General features: G+C 58.5%; 21 protein-coding genes, 2 tRNA genes and 3 pseudogenes. 7 read left to right on the forward strand and 19 right to left on the reverse strand.

Going from position 1 to position 25,849, the window contains the following annotated elements; translation table 11 throughout:
* Positions 1-5: 5 nt before the first annotated feature.
* Entirely contained in the window at positions 6-908 is a 903-nt protein-coding gene (cysM, locus tag BLL52_RS00080; protein WP_075584721.1) for a cysteine synthase CysM, read from the reverse strand.
* Positions 909-945: 37 nt separating this feature from the next.
* Here cysM and BLL52_RS00085 point away from each other — a divergent pair.
* Positions 946-1,030, forward strand: a tRNA-Leu gene (locus BLL52_RS00085).
* A gap of 1,260 nt (positions 1,031-2,290) precedes the next feature.
* Here BLL52_RS00085 and BLL52_RS00095 read toward each other — a convergent pair.
* Positions 2,291-3,040 (reverse strand): SOS response-associated peptidase, encoded by a 750-nt coding sequence (locus BLL52_RS00095; protein WP_338065710.1) that lies wholly within the window; start codon positions 3,038-3,040, stop codon positions 2,291-2,293.
* A 397-nt stretch (positions 3,041-3,437) separates the two neighbouring features.
* On the opposite strand from BLL52_RS00095, the gene BLL52_RS00100 reads away from it, so the two are divergent.
* Together BLL52_RS00100 and BLL52_RS00105 are read left to right on the forward strand one after the other, a co-directional pair.
* Positions 3,438-4,949 (forward strand): hypothetical protein, encoded by a 1,512-nt coding sequence (locus BLL52_RS00100; protein WP_241838926.1) that lies wholly within the window; start codon positions 3,438-3,440, stop codon positions 4,947-4,949.
* A gap of 81 nt (positions 4,950-5,030) precedes the next feature.
* Entirely contained in the window at positions 5,031-6,227 is a 1,197-nt protein-coding gene (locus BLL52_RS00105; protein ID WP_139313239.1) for an ankyrin repeat domain-containing protein, read from the forward strand.
* 194 nt (positions 6,228-6,421) lie between these two features.
* On the opposite strand, the gene BLL52_RS00110 is transcribed toward BLL52_RS00105, so the two are convergent.
* The 6 genes from BLL52_RS00110 to BLL52_RS00135 all read right to left on the reverse strand — a co-directional run bounded on the left by BLL52_RS00110 (position 6,422) and on the right by BLL52_RS00135 (position 13,911).
* Complete coding sequence (locus BLL52_RS00110; protein WP_075584725.1) at positions 6,422-9,595, reverse strand: type I restriction endonuclease subunit R; 3,174 nt, start codon at positions 9,593-9,595, stop codon at positions 6,422-6,424.
* Between the two features lie 117 nt (positions 9,596-9,712).
* Positions 9,713-10,045 carry a helix-turn-helix domain-containing protein gene (locus BLL52_RS00115; protein ID WP_075584726.1) on the reverse strand — a complete coding sequence of 111 codons (333 nt, stop codon included), beginning with the start codon at positions 10,043-10,045 and terminating at the stop codon, positions 9,713-9,715.
* Positions 10,045-10,353, reverse strand: coding sequence for an addiction module antidote protein (locus BLL52_RS00120; protein WP_075584727.1), 309 nt, complete (start codon positions 10,351-10,353; stop codon positions 10,045-10,047). The genes BLL52_RS00115 and BLL52_RS00120 overlap by 1 nt, the downstream gene beginning before the upstream one ends.
* Positions 10,350-10,646, reverse strand: coding sequence for a type II toxin-antitoxin system RelE/ParE family toxin (locus BLL52_RS00125; protein ID WP_075584728.1), 297 nt, complete (start codon positions 10,644-10,646; stop codon positions 10,350-10,352). The genes BLL52_RS00120 and BLL52_RS00125 overlap by 4 nt, the downstream gene beginning before the upstream one ends.
* A 155-nt stretch (positions 10,647-10,801) precedes the next feature.
* Entirely contained in the window at positions 10,802-12,172 is a 1,371-nt protein-coding gene (locus tag BLL52_RS00130; RefSeq protein ID WP_075584729.1) for a restriction endonuclease subunit S, read from the reverse strand.
* Complete coding sequence (locus tag BLL52_RS00135; RefSeq protein WP_075584730.1) at positions 12,169-13,911, reverse strand: type I restriction-modification system subunit M; 1,743 nt, start codon at positions 13,909-13,911, stop codon at positions 12,169-12,171. Before BLL52_RS00135 ends, BLL52_RS00130 begins: the two co-directional genes overlap by 4 nt.
* 86 nt (positions 13,912-13,997) lie before the next feature.
* Here BLL52_RS00135 and BLL52_RS00140 point away from each other — a divergent pair, with 86 nt between their 5' ends.
* Positions 13,998-14,462, forward strand: coding sequence for a terminase small subunit (locus BLL52_RS00140; RefSeq protein WP_075584731.1), 465 nt, complete (start codon positions 13,998-14,000; stop codon positions 14,460-14,462).
* Between the two features lie 111 nt (positions 14,463-14,573).
* On the opposite strand, the gene BLL52_RS00145 is transcribed toward BLL52_RS00140, so the two are convergent.
* From BLL52_RS00145 to BLL52_RS21910, 9 genes and pseudogenes are all read right to left on the reverse strand, one after another.
* Positions 14,574-16,274: a phage/plasmid primase, P4 family gene (locus BLL52_RS00145; RefSeq protein ID WP_075584732.1), complete on the reverse strand. Its 1,701-nt coding sequence runs from the start codon at positions 16,272-16,274 to the stop codon at positions 14,574-14,576.
* On the reverse strand, positions 16,271-16,834 hold the full coding sequence (locus tag BLL52_RS00150; RefSeq protein WP_075584733.1) for a DNA-primase RepB domain-containing protein: 564 nt from the start codon (positions 16,832-16,834) through the stop codon (positions 16,271-16,273). Before BLL52_RS00150 ends, BLL52_RS00145 begins: the two co-directional genes overlap by 4 nt.
* 2 nt (positions 16,835-16,836) lie before the next feature.
* Positions 16,837-17,046 carry a hypothetical protein gene (locus BLL52_RS00155; protein WP_075584734.1) on the reverse strand — a complete coding sequence of 70 codons (210 nt, stop codon included), beginning with the start codon at positions 17,044-17,046 and terminating at the stop codon, positions 16,837-16,839.
* Between the two features lie 150 nt (positions 17,047-17,196).
* Complete coding sequence (locus BLL52_RS00160) at positions 17,197-17,793, reverse strand: hypothetical protein (protein WP_139313240.1); 597 nt, start codon at positions 17,791-17,793, stop codon at positions 17,197-17,199.
* A gap of 82 nt (positions 17,794-17,875) precedes the next feature.
* A pseudogene (locus tag BLL52_RS00165) lies at positions 17,876-18,145 on the reverse strand (helix-turn-helix domain-containing protein); the annotation flags it as partial.
* 51 nt (positions 18,146-18,196) lie between these two features.
* Complete coding sequence (locus BLL52_RS00170) at positions 18,197-18,472, reverse strand: type II toxin-antitoxin system RelE/ParE family toxin (RefSeq protein WP_280523404.1); 276 nt, start codon at positions 18,470-18,472, stop codon at positions 18,197-18,199.
* A gap of 53 nt (positions 18,473-18,525) precedes the next feature.
* Positions 18,526-19,842 carry a tyrosine-type recombinase/integrase gene (locus BLL52_RS00175; RefSeq protein ID WP_075584737.1) on the reverse strand — a complete coding sequence of 439 codons (1,317 nt, stop codon included), beginning with the start codon at positions 19,840-19,842 and terminating at the stop codon, positions 18,526-18,528.
* Positions 19,843-20,189: 347 nt separating this feature from the next.
* A pseudogene (locus BLL52_RS00180) lies at positions 20,190-20,791 on the reverse strand (diaminopimelate dehydrogenase).
* Positions 20,792-20,906: 115 nt separating this feature from the next.
* On the reverse strand, positions 20,907-21,062 hold the full coding sequence (locus BLL52_RS21910; protein WP_420852609.1) for a hypothetical protein: 156 nt from the start codon (positions 21,060-21,062) through the stop codon (positions 20,907-20,909).
* Positions 21,063-21,462: 400 nt separating this feature from the next.
* On the opposite strand from BLL52_RS21910, the pseudogene BLL52_RS00185 reads away from it, so the two are divergent.
* Positions 21,463-21,851, forward strand: a pseudogene (locus tag BLL52_RS00185) (ISL3 family transposase); the annotation flags it as partial.
* A gap of 303 nt (positions 21,852-22,154) precedes the next feature.
* On the opposite strand, the gene BLL52_RS00190 reads toward BLL52_RS00185, so the two are convergent.
* Positions 22,155-22,231 (reverse strand) — tRNA-Ile (locus BLL52_RS00190).
* Between the two features lie 24 nt (positions 22,232-22,255).
* Entirely contained in the window at positions 22,256-23,260 is a 1,005-nt protein-coding gene (gene hrcA / locus BLL52_RS00195) for a heat-inducible transcriptional repressor HrcA (RefSeq protein ID WP_075584738.1), read from the reverse strand.
* A 28-nt stretch (positions 23,261-23,288) separates the two neighbouring features.
* On the opposite strand from hrcA, the gene BLL52_RS00200 reads away from it, so the two are divergent.
* Positions 23,289-24,191 carry an NAD kinase gene (locus BLL52_RS00200; protein ID WP_075584739.1) on the forward strand — a complete coding sequence of 301 codons (903 nt, stop codon included), beginning with the start codon at positions 23,289-23,291 and terminating at the stop codon, positions 24,189-24,191.
* On the forward strand, positions 24,188-25,840 hold the full coding sequence (recN, locus tag BLL52_RS00205; RefSeq protein WP_075584740.1) for a DNA repair protein RecN: 1,653 nt from the start codon (positions 24,188-24,190) through the stop codon (positions 25,838-25,840). The genes BLL52_RS00200 and recN overlap by 4 nt, the downstream gene beginning before the upstream one ends.
* The last annotated feature ends 9 nt before the right edge of the window (positions 25,841-25,849 follow it).

The raw sequence follows: 25,849 nt of genomic DNA on the forward strand, positions 1-25,849 counted from the left end.
CGATATCACGCCGGAAAAACGCCGGTGGACAGGTAGCGGTCACCCCGATCACAAACGATAAAGACAATTGTCGCGTCACGCACGGCCTTAGCAAGCTCTTGAGCCACCCAGCAGGCGCCTGCGGCAGAGATGCCGGCAAAAATACCTTCCTCACATGCCAGCCTGCGGCACATCGCCTCGGCATCTTCCTGGCTCACATACACCAACTCATCCACGTGGGTCGGGTCGTAAATCTTCGGCAGATACGCCTGCGGCCACTTGCGAATACCGGGAATGCGCGAACCCTCATGCGGTTGCACCCCAATGATCTGGATCGCCGGATTCTTCTTCTTGAGGTACTGCGACACCCCAGTGATGGTGCCGGTAGTGCCCATAGCGCTGACAAAGTGGGTGATCTTGCCTTTGGTACCGGCCCAGATTTCGGGGCCGGTAGTCTCGACGTGGACACGCGTGTTGTCCTGGTTGGAAAACTGGTCCAGCACATGGCCTTTGCCTTCGCGCGCCATCTGATCGGCCAGATCACGGGAATACTCCATGCCGCCGCTTTTGGGCGTCAGGATCAACTCGGCACCAAACGCCTTCATGGTTTGCGCGCGCTCTATCGACAGGTCTTCGGGCATGATCAAAATCATGCGGTAGCCCTTGACCGCCGCCACCATGGCCAGCGCAATGCCGGTGTTGCCCGAGGTGGCCTCAATCAGCGTGTCACCCGGCCTGATCTCGCCGCGCTCCTGCGCACGCGCAATCATCGAGACCGCGGCCCGGTCCTTCACCGAGCCCGCGGGGTTATTGCCCTCGAGTTTGCCCAGCAGCACATTGCGATGCGCCACACCGGGCTGCGTGCCAATGCGCTGCAAACGCACCAGCGGCGTCTTGCCAATCAAATCTTCAATCGTGGGGTATTTCATAGTTCGCACTGTGCCATAATTTGCGCTCTCTCCCGTTGCCCGGGTGGTGAAATTGGTAGACGCAGGGGACTCAAAATCCCCCTCCGAAAGGAGTGCCGGTTCGATTCCGGCCCCGGGCACCAGCATAAACATTGAAAAGCTCACTATCAAAACGGTAGTGGGCTTTTTTCTTATCTGAGCTTTACAGACTATTTACAGACTGTGGAGCACTGTTTTGCACCTTGCCGCCAAAGCCTTCAGATGGTCACGATTGCGGCCGTCAAGGTTAAATCGTAGGGTGGCGCAGCCACCCTACGCGTTGAAGCCGCTTGTTTGCCAACAGGTAGGGTCCCAGACACCATCAGCGCGACCCTGCCCCCTAGCGCGGTTCTGAGGGAGCCCCTTGGGGGCGGACGGGCAGACCGCGCTGCCGATGCCGCGTAGCAGGCAAGGCCCAGGGGTGGGCGGGGCACACACCAGAGACATGGTCGCAGGCCACCAAACAGAACGATGCGCGCAGCGCCATGCTGATGCCCAGGTGCCAGCACACCACCAGGGCGGCTGACGGCGGCGCGTAGGGCACGCAGTGACCGGGGAGCGCCGACGGCGGGCGACCGCTCTCCAGTGGAAGAATTTGACATAACGCTTGCTGCCTACACCCGCAGGGCGCGCCAGCGGTGAGTGCCACCAAACGGAGCTTTAGCGCAGTGACTGGCGCACACTGGAGGCAGTGCGGCGTTATGTCATTTTCTGGAACGGGGGTGTACCCCAGGCGGTGGAACTTGCGTGCCAGCCACGATGCGCAGCGAGCCGAGGCCAACACCCAGCGCCACAGCGCTCTGACTGACACTTGCGAAGCACATGCTTTGACTCTGGTGTAACTCTGCAATGGCTGTACCCAGCCTTTGCAGCTGACTGGCGCCACCGGCTCCACTAACTGGCGTAAGTGACGATGTGCCTCTGTGACAAAGCGAAGCAACTCACGGGGGCACATGGTCACGCTACTGGCTATGGGGTGCCAGCACGATGCGCAAGCGAGCCGTAGCCAACGGACTTGGCAGGGTGGTACTCCACCTTGCCAACTGATTGATGCCACGGTGCAACGATCTGGCGTTAGCGGTGATGCTGGTCATGCCGCTCTGTACGCGAAGCGCCTTCTGCGGGCGGCGTGGCCGGCATGACCGCGCTGCTGGCCGAAGCCACGCGAAGCCTCGTGCTGCCTTGCAGGAGCGGTACTCCGCTGCTGCAACTGACTGAGGCCACGGTGCCACGCACGCTGAAAGCCATGATGTTGGCTGGCAGGCCCCTGGAGCGCAGCGACGTGTTTGTGGGCCTGACAGACGACATGATGGCGCTGGTGGAGCTGGCAGTACTGTCTCCGTGCCGCTGGTGCTGCGATGCCCCTAAAACAGTCCTCTGGCAGGCTCCGGGCTGCTGGCGGTCAACTGATCGGCCGGAAAGTGCTTCAAAAAGTGTCGCGCCTGAACCGAGTCCGCTTTCAACCAGTCGTCATAACGGTCATCCGGCATGATCACCACCATGCGCTTCTCATCCGTGGGCTTGTGCATCAGGCGCATCAGCGGGTGCGTATCGGCGTTGATCGTCAGCATCGTGTAGCTGAACAGCAGTTCGCCATTGGGTAGCTTCCACGACGACCACAGTCCGGCGATACCCATCGGTGCGCCATCAGCACGGGCGATGCGCGTCGGTATCGCCTTGCCGCTGCGCCAGTCGGGCTCGAAGATCGCATCGGCCGGAATGATGCAGTGTTGCGGCTTCAGCCAGGCTTCGCGAAAGCTGTGTTTGCTGACCACAGTCTCGCTTCGGGCGTTGTAGTTGTAGCGCGTTGCCCGGATGTCGGCTGACCATGGTGGTATCAAGCCAAACAGGCCGGGCAGCGCTTCTCGCTCTGGCACGGCTGTATCGCCCACGTCAGCCTGGGGGTAGCTGCGCATGAACGTCCCTCCATACCCCGGCCACATGTCGTGCTTACCCAGATCGGCAGGCGGCTCCACGCCGAAGTGTCGGCGGTAGCGTTCACGCTCCTTGATGCCTTGATAGTGACTGCACATGGGCAGCATCGTATCAATCAACGTCACGCTGGCCTCGCTTGGGGGCATGGGCTGTGCACGTTGGTGTGTGTGTGTGTGCATGGCGCTGTGCCTGGCAGCGGTGGCGCTCCCTGGTCGCCTGGCGCGCGTGGTTGATCAAGTCATTTTTATTTGATCGTGACCGCTGGCCTCTACGCGTGACGTTAGGGTCCCCTCCCGGGCCAGAAGCAATTCAATAAGGGTCATACCCGGTCTTTGTCAGATACCCCTATATTGGTGCCACGCAGCCGTGTCTAAATGGTTTCACCGAAAAAGCCTGAGGTGCCCACAGACGAAAAAACAATCGCCTCTGCAAAAGATAATCCGGATGCGGTGGGCCTTTTATCTGGACGATTCATAAATTTTTCTAGACCAAAAAAATTCTAAAAATTCGCCCACTTACCGATTGACCACCTTACACCGGCTGTACCATAGACGATCGAATGGGAGGAGCTGAGCAATGGCTGATCAAACAGCAAAGCAGGGCAGCAATGCCACCAACACACTCAAACGCGGCGCTGAATCCGCGGCCAACGGCATCTATCAAGTCACCAGCTTTGTCGCCCGCAACGATGGCCGCGTCGCTGACGGTGCTCAAGCCTTCACCCGCGTGGTCGGCTCCGGCCTGGACAAGGCCGGCGATGGCCTGTCGGTTGCCGGAAAACGTGCCAGCATGGCCTTGCACGGCAACGCCAGCCGCGCCGGTGACGCAGTGCGCAATGCCATCGTGGGCACCGGCCCGGTGAACGGTTGGCGCAGGGCTGCGGGCGGCCTGGGTTGGATTGCTGCCAAGGCGCTGACCCATACCGCCGGACTGGCGGCTGATACGGTCAACGTCGTGGGCAAGGCCAGCACACTCGCTGGGCGAATCACCGAAAGGTCGGCTCCAGCCTTGGGTGGTGCGGTCGGCGGCGTGGTTCGTGGCGCTGCAGAAATGGCCTCGAATGCGGTGGATGCAGCGGCCCTGTCTGGCACCCGTATCGAGGCCATGCGGGTGCAATTACGCGAACTGGGGCAGGTGGAGCTAAAGCGCTCGGAAAGCCGCCTGGCGGCTGTTAAATCAGCTCAGAAGCGCAGGCGCAAGGACGAGTTACTGGACCTGTTGGTGGTGGGAGGGGTGACCCTGGCACAGGTGCTGCGCGACCCGGGCAGCGTGCCCGCTGAAGTTCAACAAGCCTTTGTCCTGGCCTACCCAGGGTTGGCCCAAAACGAGTCGTTTTCGGATGCGGTCGAACGCATGTCGAGCGACGGGCTGGTGGGCCTGGTGTCCGGGGTCAAGGGCAAGCTGTTCGAGTTGGAACTGGTGGACCACCTCAACAGTGGCGGCCTGCCTGACGGGTTCACTGCAAGCATGGCTTCTTCTGCTACTCAGCCAGGATGGGACATTCAAATTAGAGACGCCCAAGGTGAAATAAGCGAGTTGCTGCAGGCTAAAGCTACCGAGTCGGCGCAGTACGTCCAGGAAGCATTGAATCGCTACCCCGACATCGACGTGACCACCACCACCGAGGTACATGCCCAGCTGCTGGCGATGGGGCTGGCGCAGGATGTGCATAACAGCGGTATCAGTGAAACGGTGTTGCAGGCCAAGGTGGAAGCCGCTTCACAGGCGGGCGGGGCTTTTGATGCGAGTAACCTGGTGCCATCATCGTTGGGGCTGGCTGTCATTGCCCTGTCGGTGTTTATGAACAAAGGCGACACGACGCTGCGGGAAAAAGGTGCGGCCTTCGGCTCGCGTTCAGCCAAGGCGGGTGGCTCTAGCGCTGTCGGCAAGCTGGCGATGGTGGCGACACAGACCTGGTGGTTGGGGCTGATTGCCGGTGTCGGGTCGAGCTGGCTGGCCAGTCATGGGCAGGGCAAGCGGGAGCAGTATGAGGCGCTGCGGGGGGCTTTGGCGGTTATGAAGACTCGGGAGAAGTTGGTCTACAACGATAAGTCGCTTATTGCCGCATCCCTGCGTCTTCAAAAATAATGATGCATTGCAGCGATCTGAAGTTGTTTTTTGCAGACACCGATTTAAGTGGTTAACGCTTTCGAAAGGTTCGGAGAACTAATGTGTGAAGATGACGTGCTAGCCATGCTGCATGAAGCGTGCAGAAAATCGTCAATTGAGGATGTGCGTCTTGCGTTAAGCCAAGGTGTCAATGTCAATGCGTGTATCACTGGCAGCGCTGGTACGGTCCTAGACTACGCGGTCTATGTGGGGGACGTAGATATTTGCAGGCTTCTCATTGAACATGGTGCCGATGTCAACAGTGGAACACCGCTTATAACGGCTGCGCATCAAGGTCACGAATCAGTATGCGAATTGTTGATCGCAAAAGGTGCAGACCCCAACCGATATGCACACGATGGATGTCTGGCATTGACACAGGCTGCGTGGAGGGGTTACGCAAAAATTTGCGCCTTACTCATCAGTGGCGGAGCTGATACCAATCAAATAGATAAATTTGTAGGCTCGTTTCCACTTTTGAATGCAACTTACGAGCAAAGTGATGACGGCGAAGGCTCCTTTGAAACCTGCACCGTCTTATTGAATGCTGGGGCAAATATCGATCAGGCTGATAGCTCAGGGTTAACAACGTTAATGGATGTTGCCAAGAGGGGCAATATAGAAACGTGCTGCCTACTTCTTACCCGTGGCGCAGGAATTGATTTACTGAATTCTGCGGGTGAGACAGCGATTGACTTGGCCATGTCTGCGAGGCATCCCGAAACCGCAATGCTACTTAGTGTGTGTAAACAGGGTGATCAAAAAGGGCGGATAAGGGAACTGGCGATTCTAGACTGCGCCAAATTGATAACCTCCCTTCCAGAGCGATTCGACGATTATTTCCAAAAAGCAAGTGCCGCGCGATTGCCTGTCGAATCCCGTGATCGTCAAGCCGCCAACGGATTGACGCTTGAAAACACTGAAACTGGAGATCAGAGCAGAGCGGATAGTGCTTTCGAGCACGGCGATGACAAGGACCTCGAAGAGTTTGATCGCTGCATTGCGAATAGTCCACACCAACGATGGGACGGAATCGTGCGCCCTAGTTCCACGCGTTTTCGTCACTGGTTCTCGGACTTCACTGAAGCCCAGCAGTTGGCACGGTGGTTGGCAGTTAGCTCGGGCCAAGAAATCCCTCTCTGCCTTCATCAGGGCGAATGGCGTTTTAGCGAAAAGGCACTAGAAATCCTCGACGCAATGGACGAGTTTGCTGCACATTGTTCAGACGATTCAGACGCACATCAGCAACATTGGTAGGTTAATCGCGGGTGAGGCGGTCGCATCCAGAACAAGTCAATTTTGTTCAAAAGTGGAATTGAGATAGTTGGACTTACCACGCCCCCAACTCGCCGCCAACGCCTAAGCCTGAAGCAACACCACCGCCGCATCCTGCAAATCAGGTGGGTATTTGTATTTGCGCAGAACCCCATTGAACTTCGTGTGCGCCATGGCTACAACGCACTCGGACCTGAACCAGACGCGCCCCGCACCCGCAGTGCCTCATACAAATCCGAGTGATTCAGCAAGACATCCAATATCCCGCGCAGCACGATCGGTGAATTTAACGCCTGGGTGCTCATGCTGGTGTGCGCGTCATACGAATCCATCACCGCATTCTTGAGCTCCTGGGTCAGGTCAGGCGAGCTGGCAAACTGCTCTTTGGTGTTGTTGGCGGCTTGCTGCTTCAAGGTGGTTGACTCCATCACCTTGCCAAAGATGGTGCCGTTCACATAGCTCAGTTGGTCCTGCTCGGTGGTGTCGCTGCCGAACAGGTCGTTCAGCTTTTCGATGAGCTCGGCCATGTAGACCTTTTGCTGCTCTTGCACCATGCCGCTACCCGCTTCGGTAATGGGTGCCAGCTTGGGGGTGTCACCTGTACCCAGTGGCAAGGTGCGCTCGCCTTTGTCGGTCAGGTGGTGGCGGATCAGCACCAGTTTGGACAGGTCAATGCCCTCACGCTCGCGGCCAAACTCCAGCAGTGGCAGCAAGCGCTTGTAGAAAATGGCCCGCTTCTCGATGGCGGTGTTGCCGTAGTCGAAGATTTGCGACAAAAAGGTGTACAGCCGAAGAAAAGCCCCCATGTCGCCCTTGAACAGCACCAGCGCATCCAATTCGTCCTGCGCGGCTTTGAGGTCAGCAGATGGATCGCCACGGCCTGCGGCCTCGCGATGACGGGACGTGGCGGCCTCGCGATGACGGCTCAGAGCCGCCTTGTAGCGCCGCATGATGCGGTCTTGCACCGGCTCCAGGGCGGCGACCAGCTCACTCTGCTTGGCGTTCGGGTTCATTTCAACCGCCACCACCCGGTCCACCTCAAAGTCGTCATAGTGGCCCGCCGCGTCCAGCTTGGCGCGCAGGTTGAACACCAGATTCGGGTCGGTCGTGCTTGAGAGTTCGGCCGTGGCGTGGTAGGTCTTGAATGAGGCCAGCACTTCTTCGGGGTCGTTGACAAAGTCCAGGACATACGTCGTGTCTTTGCCTGGGTAAGCGCGGTTCAGGCGGCTCAGGGTCTGCACCGCCTGGATGCCTGCGAGGCGTTTGTCGACGTACATGCCACACAGGAGCGGTTGGTCAAACCCGGTCTGAAACTTGTTGGCCACCAGCAGAATTTGATACTCATCGCCCTTGAATGCTTCACGGATGTCGCGGCCCTTGAGCTTGGGGTTCAGTGCGGGGCTGTTTTCGGTGAAGCCATCCGGGCCGGATTCCGGGTCGTTGACCTCGCCAGAAAATGCCACCAGCGTGCCAATGGTGTAGCCGTTGGTCTTGATGTATTTCTCAATGGCTGTCTGCCAGCGCACCGCCTCGACCCGGCTGCCGACTACGACCATGGCCTTGGCTTTGCCGTGCAGCAGCGGCGACACAAATTCGCGAAAGTGCTCCACCACCACCTGCACCTTTTGCGCAATGTTGTACGGGTGCAGCCGCACCCAGCCCATGATGCGCTTCATTGCAGCATTGCGCTCCACCTCGACCTCGGTCACCTCCTGGACACCCTCCGCGCCATGGTGTGCCAGCTTGAACGCCAGGCTGTAGGGCGTGTAGTTTTGCAACACGTCCAAAATGAACTTTTCTTCAATGGCTTGGCGCATCGAATAGACGTGAAACGGTCGGGGCAGGTTGCCCGGCCCGGCTGGCTGCGTCGGGTCTGGCCGGGTGCCAAACAGCTCCAGGGTCTTGTTCTTGGGCGTGGCGGTGAAGGCCACGAAGGTGATGCCGCCGTCTTCGGCGCGGGTGGCCATCTGGGCCGCCAGCACATCGTCCATGCTGACTTCGCCGCCGTCGTTCAGGTCCTTCAGCTCATCGGCACTCAGAACGGCCTTGAGCTTGGCGGCGGCCTCGCCGGTTTGCGAGCTGTGCGCTTCGTCGGCAATCACAGCAAAGCGTTTGCCCTGGGTGGCGGCCAGCTCGCGCACGGCCTCCAGCGCGAACGGGAAGGTCTGGATGGTGCAGACCACTATCTTTTTAGTGCCTGACAACGCTTCGGCCAATGCGGCGCTCTTGCTGCCCTCCGTGTTCTTGATGGTCGCCACCACGCCGGTTGTGCGCTGAAAGTCGAACAACGCCTCTTGCAACTGCGAGTCAATCACGTTGCGGTCACTCACCACCAGCACGGTGTCAAACACCTTGCGGTTATCGGCGTCGTGCAGTTCGGCCAGAAAGTGCGCCGTCCAGGCAATGGAGTTGGTTTTGCCCGAGCCTGCCGAGTGCTGAATCAAGTACTTGTTTCCGGAGCCGTCCAGTAGCACGGCGGTTTGCAGCTTGCGCGTCACGTCCAGCTGGTGGTAGCGCGGAAAGATGATGCGCTCGATCTGCTTTTTCTCGTCGCGCGGGGCGATCAGGTAGCGGCCCAAAATCTCCAGCCAGCTTTCACGCGCCCACACCTGCTGCCACAGGTAGGCGGTGCGGTGGCCGCCAGCGGCATTCACCGGGTTACCGGCAGCGCCATCGTCACCCAGGTTGAACGGCAGAAACACGGTGGCGGGGCCATCCAGCCGGGTGACCATCGCCACTTCTTTGTTGCTCACCGCAAAATGCACCAGCGCCCCGTGCGGAAAACTCAGCAGCGGCTCGGCGGGCTGGCCCTTGAGGCGCGGGTTACGATCAAAGCGGTATTGGTCAATGGCATCACCAATGCTCTGGGTGAAGTCGGTTTTGAGCTCCACCGTGGCCACCGGCAGGCCGTTGAGAAACAGCACCAGGTCGATGCTGTTCTCACTGTGCAGTGAGTAGCGCACCTGGCGCACCACGCGCAGGCGGTTGGCGGCATAGCGGGCCAATATGTCTGGGTTGATAGCCAGGGCAGGTTTGAACTCGGCCAGCTTCAACGGGGTTTTGAGGCCCAGCAACTCAATGCCGTGGCGCAATACATCCAATGTACCGCGCTGGTCGATCTGGTCGCGCAGCCGGGCCAGCAGGGTCTCAGCCGCCTTGGCGCCGTGGTTCTTGGCAATCGTCTCCCAGGCTTTGGGCTGCGTGGCCTGCACCCAGGCCAGCACGTCGGCGGGGAACAGGGCGCGTGGGCGGTCATAGCCTGCGGCGTCGCCATCCGCATAGAGCCAACCGGTTTGGCTTAGGTGCTGGCATATCTCGATCTCGAAGCTGATTTCTTTGTGCAGGCTCATGCTTGTGTTCTCCCTTGGGTGCTGCCGTCAGGCCAGTCTTTCTTTTTTATATAAGTAATAGGGCCGTAGCCCTTGTCTATCATGCGTTAGTAGCTACGCAAATAATAGCAACTGAGTTCACGAAAACGCCAGCATCAAGTGCCCCAAAGGTTCGGCAGCTGGCCGCACCTTGATCTCAATGTCATAACCCAGGCGGTTCAGGCAGTCCATCAGCTTGCGTTCGGACAGGTTTGAGAAGTCGCCCCGCAACATGGCGGACACCTTGGGCTGGGGGATTCCCATGCGCTCGGCTGCGGCTTTCTGGGTGAGTTTGAGCTGCTGAATCGCCCGGGTGATCTCGATGACCAAGCCGGACTTGATCTTGAGTTTGTCGGCATCGGGCAGACCCGGGTCGGCAAACACATTGCCCGAACCCATTTCCACCTCAATGCCGTTGATGGTGCGCTTCATTACTGCGCCGGTGCCGCAGGTGCTGCCGACGCTAGAGTGAGCTGAAAGCCCAGCGCCCGTATCACCTTGAACAGCGTGTCTGAGTTGGGTGCTCGCTCGCCGGAGAGGCTTTTGTACAGGCTTTCGCGCGACAAACCGGTGTCGCGTGCCAACTGGGTCATGCCACGTGCGCGGGCAATGTCCCCCAAGGCAGCGCCCAGTTCTACCGGGTCACCGTCTTCCAGCACTTGGCGCAGGTATTCGGTCACCTCCTCGGCGTTGGTGAGGTAGTTGGCCATGTCGAATGGCCGTGTTTTGATGGTGCTCATAAATTGATCTCTTTGGCCAGAACTTTGGCTGCGGCAATGTCCCGCCCCTGGCTGGACTTGTCGCCGCCGCCCAACATGACAATCAGCACGTCGCCGCGCTGCACGTAGTACAAACGCCAACCGGGGCCGAAAAACTCGCGCATTTCCCAAACGCCATCACCCACAGCTTTGACATCACCCAGATTGCCCCGCATCGCCTTACCCAGCCGACGCCGCAAACGAATGCGAGTTGGCATATCGCGCAAACTGTCCACCCAGCTTTGAAAGGTATCGGTTTCAATGACGGTGTACATGGGGTGATTGTAGTCAAAAGGTTACACAAATCAAGCACTCGGGCGACTGGACTCAAACGGCCACCACGCCCCTGCGGCTACCAATACAGAGGTAAATCGGCCTCCGGACCGCGTGGAACCTGCGCGAACAGCTGCCATTTTGATAGTGCCTGGACTCAAGCCGCCACTGCGCCCCGCACGTCAATCTGGCCGGTGACGGCGGCGGAGATCAGCGCGGTGCGTCGTTCTTGCAGTAGGGCGATGGCGCGTTGGGCTTCGGTGGTAAGGGTGTCGAGCTTGTTGGTTTCCGCAGCCAAAAATACGCAAATTGCTCTTTGCTCAACAACTGATGGCACGCACAGGAAGAAGCCCAGCAATGCTGACTGCGGCAAATTGTTCGCCAGTCCATTGCCACCACTCAATGCCTGCTCAATCTGACTTCTCAATGGACGCGAGTTTAGTGCTGCAACGAAGAAAATCGAATCCATCAGATGTTCAAAACACAACCGAAATATCTTGTCTGAAAGCATCAGCTTTGGCCTTGTCGAAGTTACCAAAGCAGTTGAGCCAACCAATTCAGGTGAGCCGCTTGCACGCGACATCAGCACGTCACCCACGCAAACCTCGTACTCTCGCGCTGCGCCAAGTTCTGCTGGAAGAGCTTTGTTCTCTTGCTGATCGTATATCCCGCGATTGACGCAACCCGCTTTCAATACGCCCCATTCATCGTCGTCCGCAGGGCGTGAATGACATTCTGGACTCCAGCCCTGTTCAATAGCTGAAATTACGCGGCGGATGGCGCAAACCGCCCAGTGCTCAGGCACATCCCCCAGCCATTCGATGCCGGACGGCTTCATGGGCGCGTCGGGGTTCAGGCCCCGGGTGACGGCGTGGGAGATGACGGCCTGGCGCTTTTCTTTCAGCAGCGCCATCAGCCGCCGCTGCTCGGCCACCAGTTCGTCAATCTTGGCGGTTTCGCGGTCGAGGAAGGCGGCGATTTGGGTTTGCTCTTCAACGGGTGGAACCGGGATCACGATTTGACCAACCATCGTGCCGTTTAGGTTGGCTAATCCGGTGGTTGAATTGGAAAGTAAATCGAATTGAAGTCGTGCCAAGTCATTGTTCAATACGTACCAAGCCAACGCTGGCAGGAACGAAGTCTTGGTGCGGATGCGCTGCATAAAGTTTGAGTAACAGCAGCGCATGGCTTCGATCTCCTTCGAGACCAGAGTCGTCTTGCCGATGTGAAGTGAGCTACCGCTGGACTTTGTCAACAGGAGATCGCCTTCAATTAGCAAAGCCGACTTGACGTCCGACTCAGTAAGTTTTCTGGGTGCAGGATCATCCATTCGCCAACGTCCATCTACGGTTTGTTCCGTGGAGCGAAGGACAAATGTGTCGTTTATGCCATCAGGATCATCGCCCCAGACGCCGCCATCATTGCGATCAACCTGTGTCTTGAACGGCGCTACGCCCCAATGCCCCGGCACCTCTCCCAGCCACTCCACGCCGCTGTCCTTGTAATTCGGGTAACGCGGCAAGCTCATGCGGTCAGCCCGCCGATCATGGTCAGGATGCGGTCGGTCACGCCTTTCAGCTCGGCATCGATCTCGGCCAGCGGGCGCGGTGGCTTGAAGACGTAAAAGTGGCGATTGAAGGGAATCTCGTAGCCCACCTTGGTTTTGTCATGGTCGATCCAGGCATCGGGCGCGTGGGGCAGCACTTCGCGTTTGAAGTAGGCCTCCACGTCTTCACCGAGTGGCACGTTTTCGGTGTCGCGCAGGCTGGAGTCTGGCATGGGCTTGCCTTTGCCTTTGCCCTTGAGGCCCAGCACCACCTTACCCCCGGCATCGCGCTCAGGGCGCTCGACCGTGATGGTGCGGTAGCCAAAAGCTTCATTCTTGAAAATGCGGCTGATGGGCACGCCGCCTTGGGTGGACTCTTCAAAGTTGCCAAACAGGCGCGTGATGTCGTCGATGTGGGTCGGGCTGAGTTCTTTGCGCTTTGACCCCAGGCTCTTGCGCATCTTCTGCCAGAAGCTGCTGGCATCAATCAGTTGCAGCTTGCCTTTGCGGGTTGCGGGCTTGCGGTTGCTGACGATCCACACATAGGTGCTGATGCCGGTGTTGTAGAACATGTCGGTCGGCAGGCCGATGATGGCTTCGACCAAATCGTTTTCCAGCACGTAGCGGCGAATCTCGCTCTCGCCACTGCCAGCGCCGCCGGTGAACAGGGGCGAGCCGTTGAGCACGATGCCAAAGCGGCTGCCGCCATCTCTTGAGGGGCGCATCTTGCTGATGAGGTGCAGCAGAAACAGCAGCGAGCCGTCGCTCACGCGCGGCAGGCCGGGGCCAAAGCGGCCGTCAAAACCCTGGGTTTCAAACTCCTTGCGGATCAGCGCCTCAATCTTCTTCCACTCCACGCCAAACGGCGGATTGGACAGGCTGTAGTCAAACACTTTGCCGTTCAGACCATCGTTTGAGAGGGTGTTGCCAAAAATGATGTTGGCAATGTCCTGGCCCTTGATCAACATGTCGGCCTTGCAGATGGCATAGGACTCGGGGTTGAGCTCCTGGCCATACATCACCAGCCGGGCATCGGGGTTCAGGCTGGCTAGGTGTTCGCCTGCCACGCTCAGCATGCCGCCGGTGCCCGCTGTGGGGTCGTACAGGCTGCGCACCACGCCAGGCTTGGTGAGGGCGGCATCGTCTTCAATGAACAGCAGGTTGACCATCAGGCGGATGACCTCACGCGGGGTGAAGTGTTCACCAGCGGTCTCGTTGGACAGCTCGGCAAACTTGCGGATCAGCTCCTCAAACACCGCGCCCATCTCATTGTTGCTGACCACATCGGGGTGCAGGTCGATGTTGGCGAACTTTTCTGTGACCATGTACAGCAGGCCGGATTTGGCCAGCTTGTCGATTTGGACGTGAAACTCGAAACTCTCGAAGATGTCGCGCACGGCGGGCGAAAAGGCTTGCAGGTAGGCCCGCAGGTTTTCGCCAATATGGTCCTGGTCGCCCATGAGCTTTTTGAGGTCCAGCGGCGAAGTGTTGTAGAACAACTGACCGGCTTTGCGCAGCAGAAACGGCTCGGGGTTCAGGCCCGCCGCTTCGCGGGTGGTTTTCTCGGCCAACACGGCGGCCTTGGTGGATTCCAGCACGCAGTCCAGGCGGCGCAGCACGGTGAACGGGAGGATGACTTTGCCGTATTCGGATTGCTTGTAATCGCCGCGCAGGAGGTCGGCGACCGACCAGATGAAACTTGAGAGGTTGGAGGTTGCCATGCCTGCTAGTTTAGGGGGTGAAACAGGGTGAGGGCAGCAGTCCAAAAACGGGTGCGTAAACGGACGAAACTGCTTAAAATATAGGCATGTCAGACCAAGCCATCCCGTCCATGTTGTCAGCCCGGCAGGAGGCCTTTGCGACTGCCTACGCAAGGCACCACAACGCCAGCCAGGCGGCCCGCGAGGCTGGGTATGCCCAGGGGTGCGCCAGCGTCACCGGGACGCGCCTGATAGCTAATGCTAGCGTTTTGGAGCGTGTCCGGGAGCTGGAGGCGGTGACGGCGGCGGATATGGGGATGAGCCGGAAGCAGTTGCTGGCCGAACTGGTTGAGGCAGCCGAGTTGGCCAAGTCGCTCAAGCAGCCCATGGGTATCGTCGCAGCCTACCGTGAAATCGCCAAAATTTGCGGCTTTTACCTGCCTGAGCGGGTGCGGGTCGAGGTGGATTTGGCAGGGCGGGGCAAACTGGCGCGGATGGAAAGAATGACGGATGGGGAGTTGCTGGCGGTCATTGCCAGCGGTGGTGGCGCATTCCAGGGCGCGTCGGCATAAGAAAAAGGTGGAGGGCAGTGGAGGGTAAATTCATAACTTCTTCCATGTGTCGTGAAAATAGAAAAAGGTATGTTTGGAGCCTCCACCACCCTCCACTGCTTGGCGGTTAGATTAAGCGCATTTGAGCCCCACATAAAAATTGCCATCCTTGCGCGACTCACGTTTGAAAAGAGTTGCCAGGTCACGCCCAAAGTTTCCGTTTGCCATGGGCCGGTAGCCATTTTGTTCGGCCCAATACTTGTAGCTTCGGTAAGCATCGCTGGCTTTGGTTTCAAGGTGCTGGCCCACGGTGCAGCAGTCCTTCTGCCATGCCCCCAGCACATCCATCTCCTCGCGGTAGGCTCTGACCGCATCACTGATGATCGTTGGTTCTGACAAACGAGTTTTCTGCCAGTCAATACAGCCCTTGATGGCCCAGTTGAGGATGCCTGGCAACTCAGTGCGAAGTTTGGCCTGCAGGTTTGGGTCTTGCTGCGCCTTCGTAAAGACCGTCTCAAACGGAATCAGCCGGACGCGTCGCCAAATACCGTTGTCACGGCCCCGGATCACAGGCTTGTGGTTGCCAGCGATGAAGAGCTTGAACTTGGGCATGAACTCGAAAAATTCCTGGTAGTGAAATTTCGCGGTTACCAGTTCGCCGCCGGTCATTTGCTTGATCAAAGACTCTGCCAACAGCGAGCCATCTTCGACTTCGTTAGCGATGACGGCGCGCACGTTTTGCAGGCGGGCAATGTCGTTCGAGCCACCAGACTTTTTGACCATCAAAGTTTCAGACGGTGTCTGGCTGGCCAACTCACTGCCCAGCAGTTCCTTCAAGCAATTCAGAAACACGCTCTTGCCATTGGCACCAATGCCATACAGAAAGAACAGACACTGCTCAGCGGTCGAGCCTGTCAAGGCATAGCCGACGACGCGCTGCAGGTAGCGGATCAGTGGTTTGTCGCTCCCGGTCACCTGGTCGATGAATACCAGAAACTGCGGGCAAGTGGCAGTGGCATCAAAGACCACCGGGCTGTGCCGCGTGATGAGTTGATCACGCTGCACTGGCACCAGCTTGCCGGTGCGCAGGTTCACCACGCCGTTGCCCACACCGAGCAGCATGTCGTGGCTGTCGAGTTGATCGACGCGCACGACCAGCTCAGGCAGACTGCGGGCAAGTTTCAGAGCAGCCTCCAGGTTGGCCGCTTTCAGGCTGACGGTGGCATGCTTGAAAACCAGCTTTTGCAGGCTGTCGTCACTGACCACTGCGGCCTCTTTGAAGATGTCGCGTGCGACCTGTTTGGCAAGTTCCATGACCTTGCCGATGCCGTCACGACACCAGCGCAAGCCGTCCCACAGGTGCCAACCTAAACCCGGCACGTAGATGGCCTCACAGAGGTGACGGGCACCAAAGCGAACGGCGTTACCGGCATCGTTGAGCGACTGGGTGACGTCATCGGGACTAGAGGCCGGGTACCGCATGATGCTGGCGGCAATGGTGCTTACCTCACTTTCATCTAGCGGCGGATCGCAGTGGGCAATATTTTCAGCTTGCAGCGCGGCATGAATCGCCTCGGCGCTCATGCCACGGCGGCGCATGGAACCGGCCAGGCTGGTTAGCGTGTTGTTGCGGCCGGACTCGGGTATGCGGCCGTCATTGCTGGCGGCGACATTCGGTGCATCCGGCTTGCGTGCCCGCTTACCAGTCTTTGAGCCACCGGGCAGTTGCACGCTGTCCAGCCCCAAGGCGTTGACGATGCTGAGCACCGGTCGGGGTGTGGCAGTTGGCTGCGGTGGTGTGGTCGGTGCGACCAGCTTGAGTTTGGCTTTCATTTTGTGCCTTTCGGAAAAATCATGCGGGTCATAAAGGGCTCGGCCTTTTGGTGCCAGAAGCCGGGCAGGCGCATGACGCGAGGGAGGTCGCACACGTTGGGGTCACCCTTAAACTTGGCTGCGATCTGCTTCTGACGCAGCTTGAAGTCTGCTAACGGGCAGTCGTTTGTCAGCCAGTGGGTGTGCCACCGTCCTGGGCTGCTTTCAACGACGATGTCAGGGTAATGCGCGTCCAGAACAGGCTGTAGCGGAGAGCCGTCCAGGTCAGCCCAAAGGGCGCGAACACTGATGACGTTGGCAGTGACACGACAGGTTTTTTCGCCCTCATGGATGATGCCGTCACCCTGGTTGATCATGACGAAGGCACCGGCACCTTGTTGCTGGAGCTTTTCAAGCGCTGCGGCGTGCTGGGTCAGGGTTCCATGAAGTACGCGGGCCAAGCTCAGGGCTTTACGATCCTTGTCGTCGTCGAAGGTCTGGAAAGTGAAGATGCCGCGCGGGTCAAGCAGGTTGAGAAACGCGTGGGCTGCCAATGGGTTTGGGGAGAGGTGGCGGGCCATGATTAAACCCCCACCAGGTTGCGGATGGATGCCACATTCCAGGCCAATCGCCCATTAATGCGTATGGGTCGAATGGGGCCGTCTTCTCGGCATGCCCAGATGCGCATGGTCTGCGGACGACGGGATAACCAATGCGCTGCCGTGGCCGTGTTGACGGTGGGGCGCTGTTCGGTCAGGAGGTTGGGGAACTGTTGAATTGTCTGGATAGACATGAGTTGCTTTCTTTAGCCGTGTCGGCTTGTTGAAAGACTCAATTTCAAGTTCAAGGGAGTGAACGGGAAGGGAAATACATACGCACCAACAGGTTGTCATTGGGGGCTCGGGAATGTGTGCGGGAAAAAACGGGAATTACCGGGAAATGCTTACCTTTGTCCCAAGCCACCTCGTAAAGCTCCAGCCTGCTTCAGATCGCGTTCAGATTGCGCTGCTTCTATTAGGTCATCTCGAATTGTTTTTTGAGAGCATCGTTTGTGGTCGGCGTTTCGTTCGAAATTTTCCAACTTACCAATACCGGTAAAGTGCCATTTGCCATCGCGATATTTGTACGTACCACCAAGTTCAATCAGCTTGGCAAGGCGACGCTCGGGGTCTGGTACTGCAGGTGATATGGCAGCTGGCGGTGCTTGGGTTGGCAGATCGACGGTGTTTTGCGTCGTGTCAAGTTCACCCGCGAGCCCGCTGTACCCGTGTGCGCGAAGCCAGGGTACCAAACTGACGACGGATACTTGTGTGTCCCGATCGGGCGCATTCAACTGTTTGATGTACCCGATCAAATCACCGCTAAGAAGGCTCGACTGCAGGACGCTTTCATCATCTGTCAAATCAACACAATCACCATGTTCGTCTGCGACCTCATGCACGGCACGGGGGTCAACGCCATACATCAACGCTGCTACTTCCGACAAAGCCAATGTTGAGCGCTTTCGCCAGTAATCAAAGTCCGGTTTTGTCGCGCACATAACGTCAGACAGCTACAGCCTGGCCCGCAGCCACACGCCTGCGCCGCGGTGTTGGTAAGTTGGCCGGTGCTTTCGGATTGGACACTTTCACCATCGGGCTCATGCCAGCAGTGGCCGCCATGTCAATCAATGTGTCAAGTGAAAACAGATTGATCTTGCCGCGCATCAGGTCAGACACACGCGGCTGCGTTACACCAAACAGAGCGGCGGCTTCAACCTGGGTCATGCCACGCTCTTGAATGACGGTGCTCAATTCCATCATCAGCGCCGAGCGCGCTTTCATGCTGGCGGCCTCTTGTGGCGTGTCTTCGATGGCGTCCCAGACACTGGCGAATCTTTGTTTGTCGGTCATTGGTTCATCTCCTTGATCAGGTCTGCAAATCGTTGGCGGGCCAACTCTATGTCACGCTTGGCGGCCTTTGGGGGTCTTCTTCTGGAAACAGTGCAGCAAATAAATGGCACTTTCAAACTTGGCCACGTACACCACCCGAAACGCCCCACTCTCGTCCCGAACTCGCAGTTCGACGACACCGGCACCAATCGTTTTCATGGGCTTGAAGTCGTCCGGGGGCAAACCGTTCTGCACCTTGTCCAACTGGAACCCCGCATCTCGTTTGATACTCTGCGGGAAGTCGCGTAGGTCAACCAGTGCGGTGCCTCTGAATTCAATCCGTTTCATGGTTGAAGTATATATATTTTTGTATGTCTTCGTTGATGGCAACCTGCCCAGTGTCACGCGGCTTTAAGTTGCACTACGTTGCCACTGGTGACCGGCACACCCTCCAGCAGGCTGAACAAAGTCTCCAACGCGTGCCGCTTTTCATCCATGTAGTCGTGGCCGTCATAGTGCCTGGCCTGCACCCCGGCAATGCCGTGACTCTGCAAGCGGCCTCGGTGGTCGGTGCTGATGCGTGCGGATGCCAGGATGGTTTCAACGCCTGAGCGGATGCGCTTGGCCTGAAAGTCAACGATGCCAGCACTTGCAGCGACTGCCCAACGGCTAAAGGCTGCTGAACTCAGGTGGGTTTTCCCACCATTCAATGAAATGGCGTGTGCGCCTTGTGGGTTGCACCCTTGCAGTGCGGTAGCGGCAGGCACGATCAGGGGCACGGTGTGCGGTCTGGGTGCCTTGCCGGGCCTACCCTTGCCATCCAGTAAGGTGATCGAATCCGCACCGACATTGGCAGTCAGCAGGCTGCACAGTTGCTCGATACGTTGGCCACCGGTCAGCAGGTGCAGGCGAAGTGCCGCACCAATGAAGCCGGGCATGGGTTTGATGGTCTGCCAATACTGGCGCATTTCAGCGGCGCTCAGCGGGTGCTTGTCGGCACGGTTGGCCGTTTCGTCCGGCATCGTGTCACTTGCCGGGTTTGACCGGACATTGAACGCCTTGAACGACAGTGGAATGCTAGGTTTGCTACGAGAGGCTATCGCTACTTGGTAAGCGGCCCGGATGTAGGAGCGCAGTTTGTTGGCGGTGCGGTCTTTGCCCTGCTCGATCACCCGGCGCATCATGTCCGCGATTTGTTCACCCGTGACCTCATTGGCTGGCAGTGCCGCAAGCTTGGGCCAGGCTTCGACGACGTGAACCTTGAATATGGTTCGTGCCGCTTTGTGCGATATGCGCTCCAACGATTTCAGGTAATCGCAATACGCTGTAAGCAAGTTGGTGAGGGTGAATTTTTCTGCCTCAAGCTGGGCAACACGGGCAGACTCTATCTCTGCCTGTTGCTGGCGCTCCAGGATTCGCGGGTCGGTGCCTTGTTCGGTCAGGCCACGCAGGTCATGTGCTTTTGCCCGGGCGTCACCAATGGTCACGGTGGGCCACTCCCCCAGCGCACGGGTGAACAGCTTTCCCTTCACCCGGGTTTCAAACTGCCAGTGCTTGCCCCCGGCTTTTGTGATGCGCAGCCGCAAGCCTTTTTTGTCGGTGTCCTTCAGCAGCACGAAAGGCACGCCATCAGGGCATTTGGCCCGCTCAAGTAACCCGGCGGTCAAGTCGTGCGTCAGCGTGTAGTCAATCGCGGCTGTTTTGCTTTGGCGTGCCATGTTGTGAACCTTCCACTTTTACAGACTTTTTACAGACTTGGTTTTTATTTACAGACTTTTTACAGACTTGATTGAGCGATTTTGGCGAACACCAATCAACGCCTGCACTGTGTGAATTTCTATCTAACTTGTTGATTTGTATTGATTATATAGGCGTTAATCAACACTGGCAAATACTTTAGTTAGGGGACTCAAAATCCCCCTCCGAAAGGAGTGCCGGTTCGATTCCGGCCCCGGGCACCAGCCAATTACATAAAAACCTCACTATCGAATCGGTAGTGGGGTTTTTTCTTGCACGAACGATGTAACGGTGGATGTAAGACGACTTTTTAAATTGCAGACCATCCTTAAAGAAGCTCGGCGCGCAGTTGCGCAGCGCTCTTGGGCGAGAGCCAGCCGGGTGCGACGTCAAACACTGTCTTAGCCCCGTGCTGACCCAGCTTAGCCATGCGATGCACTGCACGGGCGTAGGCCACCAGCTCGCTGGCGGTGAACTCGGGGTTGCTGCCCAGCGTCAGGCCGTGTTCAATGACTTGCGTGTTTCCGGCTGTGGTGTTGCCGCTGCAAATCACAAAACCGCCGTGCGGCATGGCGTTGTGCTCGCTGGCCAGAACTTCGGCGCTGATGAAGTTGACGGTGGTGTCGTACTGGTCAAAGTAATGCGGCATGGTGACGATGGCTTGGCGCACGGCTTCTGCGTCCGCGTCGACGCTGAGCACCTCAAAGCATTCGCGCGTGTGCTTTTTCCGGGTGGACAGCTCGGGGCGCGCGCCGCTGCGTACTTTTCCACCGCAACCGGCACTGTCAGCGTGTATTGCACACCGCCAGCCACACCCGGAATGCGGCGAATCGCGTCCGAGTGACCTTGGCTCAAGCCTTTGCCCCAGAGGGTGTAGGTGGCGCCATCGGGAAGCAGGGCTTCGCCCATGGCACGATTGATGGAGAACATGCCTGGGTCCCAGCCAGCGGAAATCAACGCGGTTTTTTGGTTCGCCAACGCAGGCGCATCGACCGCAGCAAAGTGTTCAGGGATGCGGGCGTGGGTGTCAAAGCTGGCCACCGTGTTAAACAGCGCGGCCAGCTCGGGGCCTTGTTTGGGCGGGTGCGCGGCGGGTAAAAACTCCCACCAGCGCCATGTCTGGATTGCGGGCAATGCTGGCTTCAACGCCACGGCCCAGATTGCCGTAGTCCGCGACACCGATCCGAATGCTGTCACTCATGGTGTGTGCGTTCTGTCAATAGAGATAAAAAACACGCTGCCTACCACCTATCACGGCATATCACCGCAGCCCATGCGCGTGGTTGGCTGAAAAGCCGAACAGTAATGCAACACGCCAGGGCGCAAGTCAGGACGCTCACAAGGGAATTTTTTTGCTGCCGCAGCGGCAGATTCACGCACGCGCCGGCGCTCGCGCAGCCTGCGGCGCAGGCCATCCAGCACCAGCACGCCTGCCGCCGCGGCTATCAGCGCATAGGTCGGCCACCGCCCCGGCGCTAGGCCCTCGCCCAGCAGCAGAGCGACTCATAATTGTTTTAGCAAGTTGAGAGGGCCATTCGTCGTTTCGTGTGGAACTTGACCTGAAAAATACAATGTAGTAGTCGAGCCCGGTGGGGCTTGGGCGCGGAGGAAGTTGCTTCTACGCACTGTTTGAAGCCCTGGCGCTGTCGCTGTGTCAGGAACTGCCGGTGCGCCAAGCCGCAGCATTGCTGCGCTGCTCGGACAAACAGCTGTGGCGGCGTATTGAACACTATGTAGGGGCGCCCGCAAGCTCGACGACATGTCTGAGGTGAAGATTGTCGGCATTGATGAGACCAGCCTGCGCAAAGGTCAGAACGACATCACTGTGGTGCATGACCTTCAAGCAAAACGTCTGCTCTTTGCCTGCGAGGGACGCGACCACCAAACAGTGGTGGACTTCTGCGCAGAGCTCAAGGCCTATGGCGGCGACCCAGAGCAAATCCAACACGTCTGCCAAGACATGAGTGCAGCCTTTGCCAAAGGCGTGGCACGGGGTTTCAGAACGGCTGCCAATTTCATCGTGATCGCGTATTTGCGCATGTCCAAGCTCAAGCATTTGCCAAGCTGTCCGCTGCAGCCCGCCACACCAAAATACAACGTGCTTATCCACCGCTGCTTGTGATGTCAAGTTCCACACTAAACGGCATAGAGCCGTTGAGAGGCGTCATAGGCTGGTGGCTACACGCTGGCTTCACAGTACAAAACCCGGTAATGGTGGCTGCACAGTGGCTACACGGGACACAAAGAGAAAAACCCCACTATTTAAACAATAGCAGGGTTTCCTTTGCTGGTGTGGTGGGCCGTCACAGACTTGAACTGTGGACCAAAGGATTATGAGTCCTCTGCTCTAACCAACTGAGCTAACGGCCCAACCGAACCGCTGATTGTAAGGGGCTACTTGTGGTGACTCAGCGCGTTGCTGACCAGCTTGGAGGTGATGTCCACAATCTGGATCATCCGGTCATAAGGCATGCGTGTGGGGCCGACCACGCCCAGCGTTCCCACCACCTGGCCGTCCACCTCATACGGCGCGCTGACGATCGACAAATCTTCAAACGGCACCACCTGGCTTTCGCCGCCGATAAAAATCCGCACGCCTTCAGCACGGCCAGTCACGTCCAGCAGGCGCATGAGTTGGGCTTTTTGCTCAAACAGATCAAAGGCGCGGCGCAAATGCCCCATGTCGTGCGCAAAATCGCTCACCGACAGTAGGTTTCTTTCGCCCGAAATGACCACCTCACCAGCCGTTTCAGCCAGCACGTCTGAATTGGCAGCCACCGCTGCGTTCATCAGGCTGGCGATTTCGGCGCGCAGGGTTTCTACCTCTTTCTTCAGGCGCTCACGCACCTGCTCGATGTCCAGCCCAATGTAGTTGGCGTTCAGGTAGTTGGCCGCTTCCACCAACTGCGGCTGGGCAAAATCCACCTCGGTAAAGATCACCCGGTTTTGCACGTCGCCCTCCGGCGAGACGATGATCACCAGAACGCGCCGGTCTGACAGACGCAAAAATTCGATGTGCCTAAACACGCTGGTGCGCCGGGGGGCCACCACCACACCCACAAACTGTGACAGGCTCGACAGCAGGTTGGCCGCGTTGGAGAGCACCTTTTGCGGCTGATCAGGCGCCAGCCTGTGCTGGCCCAAATGGCCCCGTTGCACGGTCAGCATGGTGTCGACAAACAGCCGGTATCCCCGCGCCGTGGGAATACGCCCGGCGGAGGTGTGCGGGCTGACGATCAGGCCCAGCTCTTCCAGGTCAGACATCACGTTTCGGATCGTGGCAGGCGAGAGTTCCAGCCCGGATGCCTTGGACAAAGTACGTGACCCCACCGGCTGTCCATCAGCGATGTATCGCTCAACCAGCGCTTTCAACAATAACTTGGCACGGTCATCCAGCATGATTTCATTTTAGTGATGTAATTTAAGAATGGATTCCAAATTTCAGCTCGTCGCCCTGATCGGCAAATACCAAACCTCCGGCAGTTCGACCGTGATCGCCGGTTCGCGCGCAGCGCTGGAGGCGGTCGCCAACTTTCTGCACGACCAGGGCTGCGATGTGGTGCTGGAGGCAGATACCGCCCGCAACATGGGCATGGCAGGTTACCCAACGCTTACCGTGGCGCAAATTGGCGAGCAATGCGATCTGGGGCTGGTGGTGGGGGGCGATGGCACCATGCTCGGCATTGGCAGGCAGTTGGCAGCCTACGGCGTACCGCTGGTTGGCATCAACCAGGGGCGCCTGGGTTTCATCACCGATATTCCTTACGACAACTTTGCCAGTTGTTTGAGCAAGATGCTGCAGGGGGAATACGTGGAAGACCACCGCAGCCTGATGAACGGCCGGGTCATGCGCGCCGGGCACTGTGTTTACACCGCTATGGCTCTCAATGATGTGGTGGTGAACCGTGGCGCGACCTCAGGCATGGTGGAACTGCGGGTAGAGGTGGACGGGCATTTTGTGGCTAACCAGCGGGCAGATGGGCTGATCATTGCCTCACCCACCGGGTCTACTGCTTACGCGCTGTCGTCCGGCGGGCCTTTGCTGCACCCCTCAATTCCGGGCTGGGTGATGGTGCCAATTGCTCCACATACTTTGTCAAATCGGCCCATAGTCCTTGCCAACACTGCGCACATAGCTATCGAAATAGTAGCTGGTCGGGATGCCAGCGCCAGCTTTGACCAGCAGTCCCTGGCATCTCTCATGCTTGGGGATCGCATCGAGGTCACCCGCTCGAACCACCATGTGCGGTTTTTGCATCCCAAGGGCTGGTCTTACTTTGACACCCTGCGGGAAAAGCTGCACTGGAACGAAGGAGTAGCGTCAACGTGAGCCTCAAACGCATTGTCCTGCGTGACTTTGTCATCGTCAGCGAGCTCGACCTGGAGCTCTCTAGCGGTTTCACCGTGTTGACGGGTGAAACCGGCGCCGGTAAATCCATCCTGATTGATGCGGTACAACTGGTCACCGGCGGCCGCGCCGATGTGAACCTGATCCGCGAAGGCGCTGCCCGCACCGATGTCAGCGCCGAGTTTGAGGCCACCCCAGCCGTGCTCGCCTGGCTGGAAGACGCTGGCTTTGAGCCCGGCGACAGCTTGCTGCTGCGCCGCACCATTGACACCCAGGGCAAAAGTCGCGCCTGGATCAACGGCAGCCCGGCCACCGCCACGCAGTTGCGCGCCTTGGGTGAGCAATTGCTTGACATTCACGGCCAACACGCCTGGCAAAGCCTGACCCGCCCTGACGCGGTCCGCGGTTTGCTGGACGCCTACGCCAAGGTCACCACCGACGCCGTGGCAACCCGCTGGCAGCAGTGGCGCGCCGCGCAAGACAAGCTGGCCCAGGCACAAGCCTCGCAAGCGTCTTTGCACAACGAGCGCGAACGCCTGACCTGGCAGATTAGCGAGTTGGAAAAGCTCAGCCCAGCGCCCGACGAATGGCCCAGCCTGAACGCCGAGCACGCACGCCTATCCAATGCCCAGGCCTTGCTGGAAGCAGCGCAATCAGCCCTGCAGGTACTGGACGAAAGTGAGATGAGCGCCCGCAGCCAAGTGGGAAGCGCACTTGATTCACTACAAAAACAAGAGCATATAGAGCCCGTATTTAAAGGGCTAGACGAGGTTTTGGCATCTAGTCTGGCGCAGCTGGAAGATGCGGTGCACACCTTGCGCGCCTACCTGCGCAAGACCGAGCCGGACCCTGACCGCCTCAGCGTGCTGGACCAGCGCCTGGGCTTGTGGGTATCCATGGCGCGGCGCTACAAGCGCGCCGCCGAAGACCTGCCAGAGCTGCTGACCAGTTGGAAAGCTCAACTACAAACGCTGGACGCTGCTGCCGACTTGCAAGTGCTGGAAGCAGCGGTGGCCGCCACCCATCAAGCCTATCTGCAAGAGGCCAGCCAACTCACCCGCGCAAGGCAGGCTGCAGCGCCCAAGCTGGCCCAAACCATCACCCAAGCCATGCAAGGCCTGGGCATGCAGGGCGGACAGTTTGAGGTGCAGGTTCTGGCGTGTGCCCAACCCCTGCAAACCGGGCTGGAAGAGATCAACTTTCTGGTGGCTGGCCATACCGGCAGCACACCGCGCCCGGTGAACAAAGTGGCCTCAGGCGGTGAACTGTCGCGCCTGGCGCTGGCCATTGCGGTCACCACCAGCCAGCTGGGCACGGCGCAAACGCTGATTTTTGACGAGGTGGACGCCGGGGTGGGTGGCGCCGTGGCCGAAACCGTGGGGCGGCTGATGTGCCAACTCGGCTCCGACCGCCAAGTGATGGCGGTTACCCACCTGCCGCAGGTCGCCGCCTGTGCTGATCAGCATTGGGTGGTGAGCAAGCAGCTTGCTGGCAACGCAACGCTCAGCTCGGTTGCGGCTGTGCGCGGTGAAGAACGGGTGTCCGAACTGGCGCGGATGCTGGGCGGCGAGCGCATTCTGGCCAGCACCCTGACCCACGCCCGCGACATGCTGAGTAGCCAAGGAGCTTGAGATGAATAC

Source organism: Rhodoferax antarcticus ANT.BR (assembly GCF_001938565.1).
In the GTDB taxonomy this organism is placed as follows: Bacteria; Pseudomonadota; Gammaproteobacteria; order Burkholderiales; family Burkholderiaceae_C; genus Rhodoferax; species Rhodoferax antarcticus.

Excerpts from the sequence above, each read along its gene's own strand:
- BLL52_RS00100 (WP_241838926.1), top strand. The coding sequence starts at position 3,438 with ATGGCTGATCAAACAGCAAAGCAGGGCAGCAATGCCACCAACACACTC.
- BLL52_RS00135 (WP_075584730.1), bottom strand. The coding sequence starts at position 13,911 with ATGGCAACCTCCAACCTCTCAAGTTTCATCTGGTCGGTCGCCGACCTC.
- hrcA (WP_075584738.1), bottom strand. The coding sequence starts at position 23,260 with ATGCTGGATGACCGTGCCAAGTTATTGTTGAAAGCGCTGGTTGAGCGA.
- BLL52_RS00110 (WP_075584725.1), bottom strand. The coding sequence starts at position 9,595 with ATGAGCCTGCACAAAGAAATCAGCTTCGAGATCGAGATATGCCAGCAC.
- BLL52_RS00150 (WP_075584733.1), bottom strand. The coding sequence starts at position 16,834 with ATGGCCCGCCACCTCTCCCCAAACCCATTGGCAGCCCACGCGTTTCTC.
- BLL52_RS00095 (WP_338065710.1), bottom strand. The coding sequence starts at position 3,040 with ATGCACACACACACACACCAACGTGCACAGCCCATGCCCCCAAGCGAG.
- BLL52_RS00140 (WP_075584731.1), top strand. The coding sequence starts at position 13,998 with ATGTCAGACCAAGCCATCCCGTCCATGTTGTCAGCCCGGCAGGAGGCC.
- BLL52_RS21910 (WP_420852609.1), bottom strand. The coding sequence starts at position 21,062 with ATGAGTGACAGCATTCGGATCGGTGTCGCGGACTACGGCAATCTGGGC.
- BLL52_RS00200 (WP_075584739.1), top strand. The coding sequence starts at position 23,289 with ATGGATTCCAAATTTCAGCTCGTCGCCCTGATCGGCAAATACCAAACC.
- BLL52_RS00160 (WP_139313240.1), bottom strand. The coding sequence starts at position 17,793 with ATGTGCGCGACAAAACCGGACTTTGATTACTGGCGAAAGCGCTCAACA.
- BLL52_RS00120 (WP_075584727.1), bottom strand. The coding sequence starts at position 10,353 with ATGAGCACCATCAAAACACGGCCATTCGACATGGCCAACTACCTCACC.
- BLL52_RS00105 (WP_139313239.1), top strand. The coding sequence starts at position 5,031 with ATGTGTGAAGATGACGTGCTAGCCATGCTGCATGAAGCGTGCAGAAAA.
- BLL52_RS00155 (WP_075584734.1), bottom strand. The coding sequence starts at position 17,046 with ATGTCTATCCAGACAATTCAACAGTTCCCCAACCTCCTGACCGAACAG.
- cysM (WP_075584721.1), bottom strand. The coding sequence starts at position 908 with ATGAAATACCCCACGATTGAAGATTTGATTGGCAAGACGCCGCTGGTG.
- BLL52_RS00175 (WP_075584737.1), bottom strand. The coding sequence starts at position 19,842 with ATGGCACGCCAAAGCAAAACAGCCGCGATTGACTACACGCTGACGCAC.
- BLL52_RS00130 (WP_075584729.1), bottom strand. The coding sequence starts at position 12,172 with ATGAGCTTGCCGCGTTACCCGAATTACAAGGACAGCGGCGTGGAGTGG.
- BLL52_RS00125 (WP_075584728.1), bottom strand. The coding sequence starts at position 10,646 with ATGTACACCGTCATTGAAACCGATACCTTTCAAAGCTGGGTGGACAGT.
- BLL52_RS00115 (WP_075584726.1), bottom strand. The coding sequence starts at position 10,045 with ATGAAGCGCACCATCAACGGCATTGAGGTGGAAATGGGTTCGGGCAAT.
- BLL52_RS00145 (WP_075584732.1), bottom strand. The coding sequence starts at position 16,274 with ATGAAAGCCAAACTCAAGCTGGTCGCACCGACCACACCACCGCAGCCA.
- BLL52_RS00170 (WP_280523404.1), bottom strand. The coding sequence starts at position 18,472 with ATGAAACGGATTGAATTCAGAGGCACCGCACTGGTTGACCTACGCGAC.